Consider the following 15827-nt stretch of genomic DNA (forward strand, 5'->3'; position numbering starts at 1 on the left):
AGGGGCGGGACCTTATTTTGAGGAAAAGAGAATGTGCAAGTTTACCCAAGGCTTCGAGTGAAAGCTAACAGCCCGCAGATGGACGGACAAAATGCCATGGCAGTAAGGCTGGTTGATTTTCGTCAGGATGAGGAAGGCTATTGGGTGGCAGTATTGTCCTGCGGCCACACCCAGCATCTGCGCCATCAGCCGCCATGGCAGAACCGCGAGTGGGTGTTGGATGAAACTCAGCGTAACCTCCGCCTAGGCGAGATTTTTGAGTGTGGCTGGTGCGCAAAAGCCTTGCACGCCGGTGGCATACCTTCCGAAGATATCGATTCAGTAATAGCGTCAAAAGAGCGGAACAAGGAGCCGTAGATGCCCGCACGCAATATTCTAGTAATCAACTGTGGCAGCTCATCGATCAAATTCGCACTGATCAATGAGGACCACACAAACACACGCCTGAGCGGCCTTGCTGAGCGGCTGGGCAGCCCGGACGCACAAATCCGCTGGCGCCTCGATGATCAAAAAGAAAACCTGATTTTGCCGGGGGCGGACCACCGTGCGGCGCTGGCGAAGATCCTGCCTCTGGTAGAGAGTGCCACCAATGGTCAGCTGCACGGCATCGGCCACCGCGTGGTGCATGGTGGAGAGCACTTCACGTCCGCCTGCTTGCTCACCCCAGCCAGCCTTGAGGGTATTCGCGCCCTCTCCCCTCTGGCTCCGCTACATAATCCGGCCAACGCATTGGGCATTGAAGCGACCATGCGCCTGTTCCCTAACCTGCCGCAGGTGGCCGTATTTGATACAGCATTCCACCAATCGCTACCGGAACACGCCTACCGTTACGCCTTGCCCGAACACCTTTACACCGAGCACGCCGTACGCCGTTACGGTTTCCACGGCACCAGCCACCGTTATGTCAGCGTACGTGCTGCCGAACTCAGCGGTCTGCCAGTAGATGACAGCTGCTGGCTGGTCGCACATCTGGGTAACGGTAGCTCCACGTGTGCAATCGTTAACGGTGAAAGCCGCGACACCAGCATGGGGCTGACGCCCCTTGAAGGCTTGGTCATGGGTACCCGCAGCGGCGATGTTGATCCGAACCTGCATAGCCACTTGGCGCGCAACCTGAAGTGGAGCCTGGAAAAGATCGACACCCTGCTCAATAACGAGAGCGGCTTGCTTGGTTTGTCTGGCCTGTCCAACGACATGCGCACGCTTGAACAGGCACGTAGCGAAGGTCATGCAGGCGCAACCTTAGCGATTGAAGTCTTCTGCTATCGTTTAGCGAAGTCACTGGCAGCCATGAGCTGCGCGCTACCACGCTTGGATGGCATTGTTTTCACCGGCGGCATTGGTGAGAACTCTGCCCTGATTCGCAGTAAAACCGTTGAGTCATTGAAACTGCTCAACCTGTCTTTGGATGAAACACTCAACAGTGAAATGGTCGGTGGCCAGACTGGTGCCATCAATGCTGCCGGACATCCTCGCATTCTGGTAATCCCGACCAATGAAGAACGGCAGATTGCCCTCGACACACTAGAACTGCTTAACCGCTGATCGCCGTCCGCCTGTAATATCGGAGCACCTATGCACACCTTTTTTATCGCCCCCACCGGTTTCGGTGTCGGCCTGACATCCATCAGCCTGGGTCTGGTTGGCGCGCTTGAGCGCGCGGGCCTCAAGGTGGGTTTTTTCAAGCCAATCGCCCAGCCTCATCCGGGTGACCAAGGGCCTGAGCGCTCCAGTGAACTGATTGCCCGCACACATGGGTTGAACTCCCCCAAACCTCTGCCGCTGTCTCAAGTCGAGCACATGCTGGGAGACGGCGAGCTGGACGAGCTGCTGGAAGAAATCATCAGCCTCTATCAGCAAGCCGCTGCCGACAAAGACGTGGTTATCGTTGAAGGCATGGTGCCGACCCGCCAGGCCAGTTATGCCGCCCGGGTCAACTTCCACCTAGCCAAGAGCCTGGATGCCGAGGTGATTCTGGTGTCGTCGCCGGAGCAGGAGAGCATCAACGAACTGTCTGACCGTATCGAGATTCAGGCACAGATGTTTGGCGGCCCCAAAGACCCCAAAGTCCTTGGCGTCATTCTTAACAAAGTACGCAGTGATAAAGGCCTTGAGGCCTTTGCCGAACAGTTAACCGAGCACTCCCCCCTGCTGAAGACCGACGACTTCCGTCTGCTTGGTTGCATCCCATGGCGCGATGACCTCAACGCCGCCCGCACCCGCGATATCGCGGATCTGCTCGGCGCACGTGTACTCAATGCTGGCGATTATGAGCAGCGCCGGGTGATGAATATTGTCCTGTGCGCTCGAGCAGTGGCGAACACCGTACAGCTGCTTAAGCCCGGTACGCTCGTGGTGACGCCAGGTGATCGCGACGACATCATCCTCGCCGCCAGTCTGGCCGCCATGAATGGCACACCGCTGGCGGGCCTGCTGCTGTGCAGTGACTTCGCCCCAGATCCACGCATTCTCGAACTCTGTCAGGGCGCTCTGAACAGTGGCCTGCCCGTCATGACCGTAAGCACGGGCTCCTACGATACGGCCACCAACCTGAACCGGCTGAACAAAGAGATTCCGGTTGATGATAAAGATCGTGCCGAGCGCGTCGCCGACTTTGTTGCCAGCCACTTAGATCAAGACTGGTTGCTGGCTCGCTGCGGTACGCCTCGGGAACTGCAGCTGTCTCCGCCCGCTTTCCGCTATCAACTGGTGCAGCGCGCCAAAGCGGCCAACAAACGTATTGTCCTGCCAGAAGGCAGCGAGCCGCGCACTGTGCAAGCCGCAGCCATCTGTACAGCACGGGGCATCGCCCGCTGTGTTTTGCTGGCCAAGCCGGAAGATGTCCAGGCGGTTGCCCGCAGCCACGGCATCACGCTGCCGGAAGGGCTGGAGATTCTTGATCCAGAGCTAATCCGCGGACGCTACGTCGAGCCGATGGTTGAACTGCGCAAAAACAAGGGTCTGACAGCTCCTGTCGCCGCTGCGCAACTGGAAGACAGCGTTGTACTGGGCACCATGATGCTCGCGCTGGATGAAGTAGATGGCCTGGTATCCGGCGCCATCAACACCACCGCCAATACGATCCGCCCGGCCCTGCAACTGATCAAGACAGCACCAGGCTACAACTTGGTGTCCTCGGTATTCTTCATGCTGCTGCCGGATCAGGTTCTGGTTTATGGCGACTGCGCTGTAAACCCAGACCCTTCCGCGCCGGAGCTGGCGGAAATCGCGCTGCAAAGCGCAGCCTCAGCCGAGGCCTTTGGAATTAACCCGCGCGTTGCGATGATCAGCTACTCCACCGGCAGCTCAGGCAGCGGAGAGGAAGTCGAGAAAGTCCGTGAGGCCACCCGCCTTGCCCAAGCCAGCGCCCCGCAGTTGCTGCTGGATGGCCCACTGCAGTACGACGCGGCAGCCATCGAAAGCGTCGGACGGCAAAAAGCGCCAAACAGCCAGGTTGCCGGACGCGCTACGGTATTCATTTTCCCAGACCTGAATACCGGCAACACCACTTACAAAGCCGTGCAACGCAGCGCTGATTGCGTCAGTGTGGGGCCGATGCTGCAAGGCCTGCGCAAGCCGGTCAACGACTTGTCCCGCGGCGCCCTGGTGGATGACATCGTGTTCACCATTGCCCTTACAGCCATTCAGGCGGCCAGTCTTTCTCGCTGAATATCATGGCCGCCGAAAGGCGGCCTTGATGCTTATTTGATTTGAAATAACGCGAAAATCTTTAATTCAGCATACAAATCAATACTTGCAGTTCAGTGCACAATCGTTACCCTGTTCACGGCATCAGTGCGCGCATCTTGCTCGCCCAAGAGCCTTTTCAGTGGCATACGCCCTCAATTACCGGAAACACCGTTCCCATGCTGCACTTTCTGCCTGCCCCGCTGCGAGGTCTAATCGCCAGCCTGATGCTCGCCCTGAACACCTTGATCTGCTGCTGGCCGCTTTTCGCAGTCGCACTATTAAAACTGCTTATCCCAATTCCCGCAGTACAACGCCTGTTGCGCTTCGTCATGCATGGCATTGCTGAATTTTGGATCAGCGTGAACAAGTTCTGGATGGACTTGGTCGGTAAGACAAAATGGGAAGTCAGCGGCCTGCAAGGCTTTGATAAAAACCACTCCTACCTTGTAACCAGCAACCACCAGAGTTGGGTGGATATTCTGGCCCTGCAATACCTACTCAACCGGCGCCTGCCATTGCTCAAGTTTTTCCTTAAACAGGAGCTAATCTGGGTGCCCGTCATTGGCCTGTGCTGGTGGGCGCTGGAGTTCCCCTTCATGAAACGCTTCAGCAAAGAATACCTGGCCAAGCATCCGGAAAAACGCGGTCAAGATTTAGCCACCACCCGCAAAGCCTGCGAGCGCTACAAAACCAACCCCGTTGCGGTTTTCAACTTCCTTGAGGGTACCCGCCTGACTCCGGCCAAGCACGCGCAACAGCAATCACCGTTCAAGCACCTGCTCAAGCCCAAAGCCGGTGGTATCGCCTTTGTACTGGATGCAATGGGTGAGCACCTGCACAGTTTGGTCAACGTGACCATTTACTACCCGCAAGGTAACCCTGGGTTCTGGGACTTGCTATGCGGACGGGTTAACAAAGTGGTGGTTAATTTTGAGGAGATGCCAATTCCGCAGGCTTTTATAGGCCGCAACTACGACCAGGACGATGCCTATCGCGTGCAGTTCCAGCAATGGGTCAATCAACTATGGCAAGACAAAGACGCCCAACTGGAGCGCATGAAGCACAACACCCAGAACTGATGCCTCATCACAGGCTTTTGCTTCGCCCAATAAAAAACGCGCTCCGTCACCGGTAGCGCGTTTTTTATTGGACCACATATTACAGCGGACGCAGGTTGATCTCGACACGACGGTTCTGCGCACGACCTGCCTGAGTATCATTAGTGGCGATCGGCTGGCTTGAACCTGCACCGTAGGCCGAAATGCGCGAAGCATCCACACCATTAGCGGTCAGATAAGCGGCGACACTCTGAGCACGTCGGTTAGACAGATCCTGATTGAGCTGCTGTGAACCCGTACTGTCAGTGTGACCAACGATGTTCACACCGTTTTTGTTGAACTCTTTAAACACCTGCACCAGCGAATTCAGTGTTGGGTAGAAGCTGCCGGAGATATCCGCAGAGCTGCTGGCGAAAGTAATGTTGCCTGGCATGATCAGTTTAAGGTCATCGCCTATACGCTGAACCTGAACCCCGGTACCTTGCAGTGTCTGACGCAGCTTGGCTTCTTGAGTGTCGACATAGTAGCCATAACCACCAGCAGCCGCGCCACCAACAGCGGCACCAATCAGAGCGCCTTTACCGCGATCTTTCTTGCTGGAGGTAGCGGCACCAATCAGCGCACCGGCAACCGCTCCGGCACCACCATACATTCCCGCTTTACTCGCCTCACTCTCACCCGTGTACGGATTAGTAGTACAACCTGCAAGAATGCTTACACCGACAACTGTAACGGCCAGATTCTTCAACAATTTCATGGATGTTTCCTTAATAAGCAACCCGGGTTCGCGCATGCTGAGAGTAAAAAGCACACACGAAGTTCCCTAACGTACCCTGTACAAAGTCCTAATAAAGCTTAGGCTCGAACGAAGGGATTATCCCGCATTTCGTCGCCCAAACGCGTATCGCTGCCGTGACCTGTTACAACGGTTGCATCCTCATCGAGGGTATACAGTCGCTTCTTAATAGAGCGCTCGATAGTTGCGTAATCGCCCCCCCACAAATCGGTCCGACCAATACTGCGCTTGAACAAGGTGTCGCCGGCAATCAGCAGCTTGGCCTGGGGAAACCAAAAACTCATAGAACCCGGCGTATGACCAGGCGTGTGCAACGCCACACCACAACCGCATGCCAGCTCTTCGTCATCGGCCAACCACTGATCAGGTGCAGGAACGGGGGTATAGGGCACTCCAAACATGCGGCACTGCATTTCCAGATTTTCCCAGAGGAACTGATCATCCTTATGCAGGTGCAAAGTGGCGCCTGTCTTCTCTTTCATCTGACCGGACGCCAGAAAATGATCCAGATGCGCGTGAGTATGAATAATGCTCACCACCTTCAGCCCATGCGCATCGAGCCTGGCCATTATCAAATCGGGATTGCCACCGGGATCAACCACAATGGCTTTCTTGGTAATCGGATCACCAATAATGGTGCAGTTGCACTGCAACGGACCTACGGGAAACGTTTCGCGGATTAAGGAGGATTCGGCGGCCGTCATCATGACTCTCATTACCATCAAGACTTAATAAACAATTTTGGCACAGTGCGGGCACTTCACGCGCCTCATTGTTAACGGTGTATTAATCTTGTCCTGGTAGCCAAACTCCAGCACTAAAGCCACCTTCGCGCCTGTTAGAAAGCTGGATGTGCCCTTTCATTTTTCGACAGATCATTTCAACGATTGAGAGCCCTAAACCCGCTCCAACTGGGTTACCACTGCTATAAAAGCGCTCACCCAGTTTTTCCAGATTGTCTTCGGGCACGCCCGGGCCTTGATCGAGCACCTCCAACAAGACGGAGCCATAACTGGATTGACTGAGCCGAACACACACTTCGCTGTTGTCCGGAGCAAAGGCTAACGCGTTGCCCACCAGATTTTGCAGCATGACCACTAACGCAGTGGGATCCCCATTCAGGTGAATATCACTGCAATTTTCTAAGACCAACTCAATGTTGCGCTTAAGAGCCAGCGGCGCCAGTTCGGCCAACTCCTCACGCACCAGAGCGGTCAAATTAACCAACTCACTAATGTGATCACGAGGCTCTAGACGAGCAATGGTCAACAACTGGCTGGTGATTCGTGTGGTCCGAGCCAGCCCATGTTGTATGTGTTCTAAAGCAGCCTCACGCTCCTCTTGGCAGCCCGCATCTCGAGCATTTCGTGCGTGAATCTCTAGTATTGCCAAGGGGGTTCGCAACTCATGAGCTGCATTGGTGATGAAGCGCCGCTCGCGCTCGAGCAAACCTTGAAGTATTTCCATCTGCCGATTTAGCGCTAAACGCATAGGCTCGAGCTCTGATGGAAGCATCTCTGACATAAGTGGATGCAAGCTGTTAACTGGGCGGGAGCGCAACTGATAGGCAAACTCACGCAGTGGTTTTAGCCCCCAACTGAGAATCAGACTAAGAATAATCACCAGAACTGGCAAACCGATCATTGTCGGCAGAAAGGCCTGCTGCAACATTCTGCTAATCAGGCTGCCCCTCAGGTCATAACGCTCCCCAACCCAGACCCTCTGCCCCAGAGTACTGGCTTCAAGCAGCGCGCCACGCCACTCCTGAGTATCTAAGATAAAGCTTTGTATGCCTGACTCAAGAGGTATATCCAATTGCGGCGCTTCAGCTGAGCTAACCAGTAAGCGACCGTCATCGGCCCATATCTGAAACTCCAAATGGACTTCATACGGGTGTCTGGCCAGGCCTTTTTCTGCGTAATTCAGCGCTGCGTCCAACTCAGAGGAGAAAAGTTGCCAATCGAACCCCTCCTGATCCTGCAATGGCAGCATACCCTGTAGCAATCGAGCGCCCTGAATCAGCTGTGCATCGTAGACACTGCCAATTCGCTGCTGGCTCCCCCACAGGGTCAAACCAGCCACCAACAGCCCGCCTGCAACAACCAAGGCAAGCGTCGGTATCAGAATGCGGGCCCTGATAGAGCTCATGAACTGCGCTCCACCAGATAACCCACTCCACGTACAGTGCGAATCAGGCTGCTATAGAGCTTTTTACGCAGGTTATGTATCAAAACCTCTAGCGTGTTGCCTTGAGCGACCTCCTTCCAACCGTAAAGGGTATTGCACAGACGCTCGCGGGTTACAACGACGCCAGGCCTAGCCAACAGGTGGTACAACAGACGGAACTCCATAGACGTCATCGAGACCACTTGGCCGTGGTAGCGCACCTCCTGACAGGCTAATTCTAGGCTGATGCCAGCGTGTTCCAGTAATGGACGCGCGCGCCCCTGACTACGCCTTAACAAGGCACGAATACGCGCCTTGAGCTCGTCAATGTCGAAAGGTTTAATTAGATAGTCATCCGCACCAGCATCCAGTGCCTGTATGCGGTCACTGACCTCATCCTGCGCAGTCAGCACCAATACGGGGACATTTGTGTCTACCTGCTGCCTAATGTTGCTCAGCAGCTCCAGACCGCCGAGCCTTGGCAAGCCCAAATCAAGCAGTATCAGGTCGAATTGTTCAGAACGTAAAGCGTGCTCAGCATCCATCCCGGATGTAAACCAGCCCAGGGTGTAACACTCGCTACGCAGTGCCACCCTAATGCCCTCACCTAACGTCTTGTCATCCTCAACTAATAACGCACGCACTCTGCAACCTCCTTGTGTGCAGTTCACGAGTCTTTTCACAACACTCGCATGCGCGTTTCCATGTGTTGCCAGGTATTAGGCATTAAGACTTTATTAAGGTTCGCACATCAGCGCTTATGGCCAGATGGCCGGGCCACTGCCTACTCCAACGTTGGAGTCAACAGCTTGCATATTCCCCTCAAAGCTAGAGCAATGTTGCACGTTGTATCCGGACAAACGGTAAAGGTAAGTCCCATCTGTTAACGCTTTTTTCACAACAGGGATTTTCTTCACTGCTAGCATGCACGCTCTCTTTGGGGAGTAGCCTGCCTTCATTCATTGAAGGCGCCTTGGTCAACATTCTCGGCAAATCGCCGTGGCCAAGGCATCCGGACGGAGTGGCGAGACCAACGACATCTCTGCGCCTAGAGTCGGGCACGCAGAGGGTTGTCGTTGTCTGATGCCCGACTGGTATGCGCATATGAGTCCACTGTCGTTAATTCTTGTCGCTCTGGCGATGTCCACTGATGCCTTCGCTGCTGCAATCGGCAAAGGCTCAGCCCTGAATAAACCCAATATCGTGATTGCCTTACGCACCGGCATCATCTTTGGTGTGATCGAAGCCATTACTCCGATCATAGGATGGCTACTGGGCCAAGCTGCCAGTGCTTACGTCGAACAGTGGGATCATTGGATCGCCTTTATCCTCTTGCTTGGTCTAGGCGTGCACATGATTTGCAACGGGCTGTCGGGGGAAAACACCAAGCACACACAGAAACCGGATCAACACTCCTTCTGGCTGCTGGCCCTGACTGCGGTAGCAACGAGCATTGACGCTCTGGCAGTAGGGATCAGTCTGGCCTTTGTTGACGTGAATATCTGGCTTGCCGCCGCCGCAATCGGGATCGCGACGACAACAATGGTCACCATTGGCATCATGCTTGGCCGTATTTTGGGTGACGTTGTTGGCAAGCGCGCTGAGATTATTGGCGGCTTGGTACTGATCGGCATTGGTGCGGCGATCATGTTGGAACATCTGCTTTACGCCGCAGCATAAAGCCAACTCAAGCCCTTACAGCAAGACAGCAGGCACAAAAAAACCGATACCAGCACACTGGTATCGGTTGTTTTCTGAGAAACGCGCTAAAAACTTAAGGCTCTTCTCGGACGCGTCAGCCTTGCGGGGCCTGATCCTTCTCGCTCCAACCGCCCCCAAGGGCCTTATACAGATCCACTTCACTGGAGAGCTGCGCAAGGCGACTGGTCACCAGTGTCTGACGTGCGTTAAACAACTGGCGCTGCGCATCAAGCAGCGTCAGGTAGCTGTCTACACCCGCTTGGTAACGACGGTCAGCAAGGTTGTAGTAAGTCTCACTGGACTTAAGCAACTCACGCTGAGCATTCAACTGCTGCTCATAGATGGTGCGTGAGGCAAGACTATCAGCCACTTCCCGAAAGGCCACTTGCACGGACTTCTCGTATTGCGCCACCTGAATTTGCTCTTGCAGCTTGGCGTATTCCAGATTCGCGCGCAGACGACCTGCGTTGAAGATCGGCAAGTTGATTTGTGGCTGGAACAACCACGATCCAGAACCGGCGTCAAACAGTCCAGACAGCTCGCTACTGGTTGTACCTGCATTGGCAGTCAGCGTGATGCTGGGGAAGAACGCAGCCCGGGCCGCACCAATATTGGCGTTAGCGGCCTTAAGCTGGAACTCCGCAGACAGCACATCCGGGCGACGTTGCAGCAGATCTGACGGCAAACCTGCCGGTACAGAACTCAATAATTCCGCATCCAGTGACAGCCCTTTAGGCAGGTCAGACGGCAGCTCGCTACCAATCAGCTGCACAAGAGCGTTGCGATCCAATTCAACTAAGCGCTGATACTGGGTGAGACTGACCCGCGCGCTGTCCACAGCGGTACGCGCCTGACTCAAGGCCATGGCATCGGCCACGCCCACATCAAAACTCCGCTGAGTCAGGGCATAGCTGTCTTCAAAGGTTTTAAGCGTGTCTTGAGTGACCTGTAACAGCGACTGGTCGGCCTGCCATTGCAGATACGCAGTGGCTACACTCGCAATCAGGCTAATCTGCGCACTGCGCGCTGCCTGCTCGGTTACAAAGTACTGCTGCAGGGCTTGCTCATTAAGGCTGCGCAGCCGCCCGAAGAAGTCCAGCTCCCACGCGCTAATGCCCGCAGTAACGCCATACTGACCGCTAATCTGAGCCTCACCGGTCTGGTTGATATCACCCGGCGTACGCTGACGCGTGCCACTGCCATTGATACCAACACTTGGAAACAACTCAGAACGCTGAATACGGTACAGCGCACGGTATGCATCCACATTCAACGCAGCAACTCGCAGATCGCGGTTGTTATCCAAGGCCACTTGCAGCAACTGGCGCAAGGCTGGATCACGGAAGAAGCTGTTCCACTCCAGTACCTCAGCGGCATCGCTGCCAGCCGCAGCCTGAGCAGCCGGCCCAGCAGGCCAAGCCTGAGCCACAGGTGTAGCAGGACGCTCATAATCTGGAATCAGGCTGCAACCACTGAGCAGGCTCACTGCCACAGCCAAAGACAATAGAGACGCTTTCACTGGTTAACCTCCTTGTTGCTGTCATCGGCTGACGGCTTCTTCTCAAAGATTGAGCAAACCAACACATAGAACAGCGGCACCCAGAAGATCGCAAGCACGAGTGCGCTGAGCATGCCACCGATTACACCTGTACCAATGGCGTGCTTGCTGCCCGAACCTGCACCGACAGAGATCGCCAGCGGTACTACTCCGAGAATGAAGGCCAGCGAGGTCATCACAATCGGCCGCAGACGCATACGGCAGGCTTCTGCTGCCGCATCAATCAGGCTCATGCCCTGCTCATGCAGCGACTTAGCGAACTCAACAATCAGAATCGCGTTACGCGCTGACAGGCCGATGGTCGTCAACAGGCCAATCTGGAAGTAAACGTCGTTGGACAAACCGCGACCATAGGTGGCCAACAAAGCACCGATCACACCCAGCGGTACGACCAGCAGTACCGAGAACGGAATTGACCAACTCTCATAAAGCGCCGCAAGGCAGAGGAAGACCACTAGCAATGACAGGACATACAAAGCCATGGCCTGATCACCCGCCATACGCTCTTCGTAGGACAGGCCCGTCCAAGCGATGCCAACGCCCGGCGGCAGCTGCGCAGCAAGACGCTCAACCTCAGCCATGGCCTCACCCGTACTGTAGCCTGGAGCAGCAGCACCCAGAATTTCCGCAGCAGGCACACCGTTGTAACGAGCCAGCTTAGGAGAACCGTAAACCCACTCGCCGCTGACAAAGGAGCTGAACGGCACCATTTTTCCCTGATCGTTGCGCACATACCACTTATTCAGGTCTTCAGGGTTCATACGTGACTCAGCTACACCCTGCACGTAAACCTTCTTCACCCGGCCACGGTCAATAAAGTCGTTGATATAACCACTACCCCAAGCGACAGAAAGGGTTTGGTTGATATCAGACAACGAAACACCCTGTGCACGCGCCTTCTCGTCGTTAATCACGAGTTGATACTGAGGCTCATCGTTCAGACCGTTTGGACGCACCTGCGCCAGTACTGGGCTCTGAGCTGCCATACCCAAAAACTGATTACGGGCTGCCGTCAGTGCTTCACTACCAATGCCAGCACGATCTTGAATGAAGAAGTTGAAACCCGTGGCGTTACCCAGCTCCATCACCGCTGGCGGAGCAAATGCAAACACCATCGCATCGCGATAACTGAAGAAGCGTTTTTGTGCACGCTCAGCCAAGGAGAAAACGTTAGTTTCCTCACTTCCGCGCTGGGCCCAAGGCTTAAGGCCGATAAAGGCCATCGCGGAACTTTGGCCACGACCGGCAAAGTTAAAGCCGGTGACACTGAACACAGAATTCACTGTTTCAGATTCCTCACTCAGCAGGTATTCACGCATCTCCTCGACAACTTGATAGGTACGCTCTGCAGTCGAGCCCGCTGGCGTTTGCACTTGAGCAAACAGTACCCCCTGGTCTTCATCAGGCAGGAACGCAGTCGGGATCTTGGTGAACATCCAAGCCATAATCCCCACGATGACCAGATACATCAGGACATACGGAATCTTGCGGCGCAGGACACTTTTAACACCACTTTCATAGCGGTCTACACCACTCTGGAACGTGCGGTTAAACCACCCAAAGAACCCACGTTTCTCATGGTGCTGACCTTTCGGGATAGGCTTGAGCAACGTTGCACAAAGCGCCGGAGTAAAGATCAGAGCGACCAGTACAGAAAGTGCCATGGCCGAAACAATCGTTACCGAGAACTGCTGGTAAATAACCCCCGTTGACCCTGGGAAGAATGCCATCGGAATAAACACCGCTGACAAAACCAAGCCGATCCCCACCAGTGCACCCTGAATCTGTCCCATGGACTTTTTCGTTGCCTCAAGCGGAGATAGCCCCTCTTCGCTCATCACCCGTTCGACGTTTTCCACCACTACAATGGCATCATCCACCAGGAGGCCGATGGCCAAGATCATGGCGAACATGGTCAGGGTGTTAATGCTGAAGCCGAAGGCGGCCAAAATACCGAACGTCCCCAGCAGAACTACAGGAACAGCCAAGGTCGGAATAATGGTGGCGCGGAAGTTCTGCAAGAACAGATACATCACCAGGAACACCAGGACAATCGCTTCGAACAGCGTGTGTACTACACCGCTAATCGACTCAGAAATGACCGGTGTGGTGTCATATGGGTATACCACTTCCATACCAGGCGGGAAGAATGGCTCCAACTCAGCGATGGTCTGACGTACGGCTTTAGCAGTTTCCAGGGCATTGGCCCCGGTCGCCAGCTTGACCGCAATTCCCGTCGCGGGCTTGCCGTTATACTCCGCGCTAATACTGTAGTTTTCGCCCCCCAACTCGACAGAAGCGACATCCCCCAAACGAACCTGGGAGCCGTCCGGATTAACTTTGAGCAAGATGTTGCGGAACGCCTCAGGTGTTTGCAGGCGGGTTTTGCCAATAATAGTGGCTGTGAGTTGCTGCCCTGGCAAAGCAGGAAGCCCACCCAACTGACCGGATGAAACCTGCACGTTCTGCGCCTGAATAGCCGCACTTACATCCACCGGAGTCAGGGAAAAGTTGTTCAACTTTTGTGGGTCGAGCCAGATGCGCATGGCGTATTGCGAACCAAACACCTGGAAGTCGCCAACACCCTTGGTGCGAGACAACGGATCCTGAATATTGGAAACGATGTAGTCGGCCAAGTCGTTCTTATCCAAGCTGCCGTCCTTGGAAACCAGGCCGATTACCATCAGGAAGTTCTTAACCGACTTGGTAACCCGAATCCCCTGTTGCTGCACTTCCTGTGGCAGCAGTGGAGTAGCCAGCTGCAGCTTATTCTGCACCTGAACCTGTGCAATATCCGGGTTCACCTCTGGTTCGAAGGTAACAATGATTTCCATGCTACCGTCGGAGTTACTCGATGAGCTGATATAGCGCAGCCCGTCGATACCGTTCATTTGCTGCTCAATAACCTGCACCACGGTGTCCTGCACAGTTTGTGCAGATGCGCCGGGATAACGCACAGCAATACTGATTGCTGGCGGCGCAATGCTCGGATACTGGTTAATCGGCAGTTTGAGGATCGACAAGCCACCTGCCAGCATGATCACCAGGGCAATTACCCAGGCAAAAATGGGGCGGTCAATAAAAAACTTAGACATCAGTTAATCCCCACTCAGCGCTTTTCAGTCTGCGACTCAGCCTGATTGGCGCTGAGATTGCCTGCTGGCGTTGCGTTAACTTCGACACCAGGCTGCACGAACTGCAAGCCCTCGGTGATCAGACGGTCCCCTTCATTGAGGCCCGAAATAACCAGCCAGTTGTTGCCAGCGGTACGCTCTGCCTCAATAGCTCTCGCTTCAACGACATTTTTATCGTTAACCACCAAAGCTGTTGCTTCGCCTTTTGCATTGCGGGTGATGCCTTGCTGAGGAGCCAAAATAGCCTGCTGTTTAACACCAGCAATCAGTTCGGCATGTACGAACATACCGGGCAACAGCAGATGATCCGGATTCGGGAACACTGCACGAAGCGTGACAGAGCCCGTGCTCTCATCAACGGTCACATCAGAGAACTCAAGCTTGCCTTCCTGAGCAAAGACGCTGCCGTCTTCCAGTCTCAGGCGTACCTTTGCGGCACCATCAGCGGCCGAGCCCAAACGCCCCTCAGCCAAATCCTTGCGCAGCTGCAGCAGCTCTTTGGTCGACTGGGTAACATCCACATAGATGGGATCTAGTTGCTGGATGATCGCCAAGGCATCTGCCTGGCCATTATTAACCAGCGCACCCTCGGTCACGACAGAACGGCCGATACGCCCAGTAATAGGCGCGAACACTTTGGTATAGCGCAAGTTGATCTGCGCCTGCTCTAGGTTAGCCTGAGCCTGCAAGCTTGCAGCTCGAGCCTCATCAAAGGCCTGTTTGCTAACGGCCTTATCCACAACCAACAGTTTGTAACGGTCAGACAAGGCACTGGCGGAGATCAACGCAGCCTGAGCACTCTTATAAGTAGCCTCATAAGTAGCAGGGTCGATTTGATACAGCTGCTGCCCCGCTTTCACATCGCTGCCTTCCTTAAAAAGGCGCTTCTGGATAATGCCACTAACTTGGGGACGCACCTCAGCAATACGGAAGGCACTGGTCCGTCCCGGCAGCTCAGTGGTTAGGGTGTATGGTTCAGCTTTCAGGGTCACAACACCAACTTGCGGGGTCGGCTTAGCTGGTGGTGCAGAGGATTCTTTACAGCCGGACAGGCTGAAAACCGCCAGGGTCATGGCGGAAACCAATGCGGCGAAGGTTAGCTTCGAATGCATCTAAGGGACCTCACAAATGGATCAATGCCCGAGCGGGCTCAAAAGGTATGAGTCGTGCAGATGAGAAAGATTATACCTACATCGCTGTATGTTTGTGACCATTATTAGTAACAAATCGAACCAAAAGGCTTAAAACACCGTGCACTACAGAATGTAGGGTTATTTAACGGTTATAAGACAATGACACGAAGTGCATCCATACCCGCCATAAACCATGTCACAGGACCTTGGCAAAAAATAACTGCACGAAGGCACCAAGACCAGGAACATACAAATAAAAAACATCAAAATAATCAGTATGTTAGGAGCAAGCACCGTTCTAAAACACATCATATGGCACGAATGTAGCGACAGTTTGAAGGCAGATACCTGAGCACCAGAACTCATTAACCGATAGAACAGGTAGAACATGCCGATGCCCGTTTATTCCCAAGCCGAATAAGAACCAAACAACTTAGTCTATATATCAATCATTCAGGCTGTGTCAGATGCCTATCTGCATTACAGAGTAGTTACACTTCAAAAGATCAAAATAAGCACTTTAGTACAATAAAAGTACTGCTTTCTTTCATCCTATTGGCACATACGCCTATTGGAAAAGCAGCCTTCTGA

At 54.2% G+C, this 15827-nt stretch carries 11 protein-coding genes, 1 pseudogene and 1 riboswitch; of the genes and pseudogenes, 5 read left to right on the forward strand and 7 right to left on the reverse strand.

Annotated features, from left to right (window positions below; translation table 11 throughout):
• Positions 1-14 precede the first annotated feature (14 nt).
• The 4 genes and pseudogenes from WG219_16620 to WG219_16635 all read left to right on the forward strand — a co-directional run bounded on the left by WG219_16620 (position 15) and on the right by WG219_16635 (position 4769).
• Positions 15-357: pseudogene (locus WG219_16620) on the forward strand (DUF3565 domain-containing protein).
• Entirely contained in the window at positions 358-1545 is a 1188-nt protein-coding gene (locus tag WG219_16625; protein WXL24919.1) for an acetate kinase, read from the forward strand.
• A gap of 30 nt (positions 1546-1575) precedes the next feature.
• The gene (pta, locus tag WG219_16630) at positions 1576-3669 is read left to right on the forward strand and encodes a phosphate acetyltransferase (protein ID WXL24920.1); all 2094 of its coding nucleotides are present in this window, start codon (positions 1576-1578) and stop codon (positions 3667-3669) included.
• A gap of 197 nt (positions 3670-3866) precedes the next feature.
• Positions 3867-4769 (forward strand): acyltransferase, encoded by a 903-nt coding sequence (locus WG219_16635; GenBank protein WXL24921.1) that lies wholly within the window; start codon positions 3867-3869, stop codon positions 4767-4769.
• Positions 4770-4848: 79 nt separating this feature from the next.
• Here WG219_16635 and WG219_16640 read toward each other — a convergent pair whose 3' ends face one another.
• The 4 genes from WG219_16640 to WG219_16655 all read right to left on the reverse strand — a co-directional run bounded on the left by WG219_16640 (position 4849) and on the right by WG219_16655 (position 8354).
• Complete coding sequence (locus tag WG219_16640) at positions 4849-5505, reverse strand: OmpA family protein (GenBank protein WXL24922.1); 657 nt, start codon at positions 5503-5505, stop codon at positions 4849-4851.
• 98 nt (positions 5506-5603) lie between these two features.
• Positions 5604-6248: an MBL fold metallo-hydrolase gene (locus WG219_16645; protein ID WXL24923.1), complete on the reverse strand. Its 645-nt coding sequence runs from the start codon at positions 6246-6248 to the stop codon at positions 5604-5606.
• An 82-nt stretch (positions 6249-6330) separates the two neighbouring features.
• A complete protein-coding gene (locus WG219_16650; GenBank protein ID WXL24924.1) occupies positions 6331-7692 on the reverse strand; it encodes an ATP-binding protein in 1362 nt (453 codons plus the stop codon).
• Complete coding sequence (locus WG219_16655) at positions 7689-8354, reverse strand: response regulator (protein ID WXL24925.1); 666 nt, start codon at positions 8352-8354, stop codon at positions 7689-7691. Before WG219_16655 ends, WG219_16650 begins: the two co-directional genes overlap by 4 nt.
• A 283-nt stretch (positions 8355-8637) precedes the next feature.
• Positions 8638-8814: riboswitch (yybP-ykoY riboswitch) on the forward strand.
• Between WG219_16655 and mntP the strand changes: the two genes are divergently transcribed.
• A complete protein-coding gene (gene mntP, locus WG219_16660) occupies positions 8815-9390 on the forward strand; it encodes a manganese efflux pump MntP (GenBank protein WXL24926.1) in 576 nt (191 codons plus the stop codon). It begins immediately after the preceding riboswitch.
• A 115-nt stretch (positions 9391-9505) separates the two neighbouring features.
• On the opposite strand, the gene adeC is transcribed toward mntP, so the two are convergent.
• The 3 genes from adeC to WG219_16675 are packed head-to-tail and all read right to left on the reverse strand — an operon-like array spanning position 9506 to position 15215.
• A complete protein-coding gene (adeC, locus tag WG219_16665) occupies positions 9506-10930 on the reverse strand; it encodes an AdeC/AdeK/OprM family multidrug efflux complex outer membrane factor (protein ID WXL24927.1) in 1425 nt (474 codons plus the stop codon).
• On the reverse strand, positions 10927-14064 hold the full coding sequence (locus WG219_16670) for an efflux RND transporter permease subunit (protein WXL24928.1): 3138 nt from the start codon (positions 14062-14064) through the stop codon (positions 10927-10929). The genes adeC and WG219_16670 overlap by 4 nt, the downstream gene beginning before the upstream one ends.
• Before the next feature lie 14 nt (positions 14065-14078).
• On the reverse strand, positions 14079-15215 hold the full coding sequence (locus WG219_16675; protein WXL24929.1) for an efflux RND transporter periplasmic adaptor subunit: 1137 nt from the start codon (positions 15213-15215) through the stop codon (positions 14079-14081).
• Between the last annotated feature and the right edge of the window lie 612 nt (positions 15216-15827).

This window comes from Pseudomonas mendocina (assembly GCA_037482215.1).
Lineage (GTDB): Bacteria > Pseudomonadota > Gammaproteobacteria > Pseudomonadales > Pseudomonadaceae > Aquipseudomonas > Aquipseudomonas mendocina_E.

Bases quoted from the DNA above. Each gene is read 5' to 3' on its own strand.
- WG219_16635 (WXL24921.1), top strand. From the start codon at position 3,867: ATGCTGCACTTTCTGCCTGCCCCGCTGCGAGGTCTAATCGCCAGCCTG.
- WG219_16645 (WXL24923.1), bottom strand. From the start codon at position 6,248: ATGACGGCCGCCGAATCCTCCTTAATCCGCGAAACGTTTCCCGTAGGT.
- WG219_16625 (WXL24919.1), top strand. From the start codon at position 358: ATGCCCGCACGCAATATTCTAGTAATCAACTGTGGCAGCTCATCGATC.
- WG219_16675 (WXL24929.1), bottom strand. From the start codon at position 15,215: ATGCATTCGAAGCTAACCTTCGCCGCATTGGTTTCCGCCATGACCCTG.
- mntP (WXL24926.1), top strand. From the start codon at position 8,815: ATGAGTCCACTGTCGTTAATTCTTGTCGCTCTGGCGATGTCCACTGAT.
- WG219_16650 (WXL24924.1), bottom strand. From the start codon at position 7,692: ATGAGCTCTATCAGGGCCCGCATTCTGATACCGACGCTTGCCTTGGTT.
- pta (WXL24920.1), top strand. From the start codon at position 1,576: ATGCACACCTTTTTTATCGCCCCCACCGGTTTCGGTGTCGGCCTGACA.
- WG219_16640 (WXL24922.1), bottom strand. From the start codon at position 5,505: ATGAAATTGTTGAAGAATCTGGCCGTTACAGTTGTCGGTGTAAGCATT.
- WG219_16670 (WXL24928.1), bottom strand. From the start codon at position 14,064: ATGTCTAAGTTTTTTATTGACCGCCCCATTTTTGCCTGGGTAATTGCC.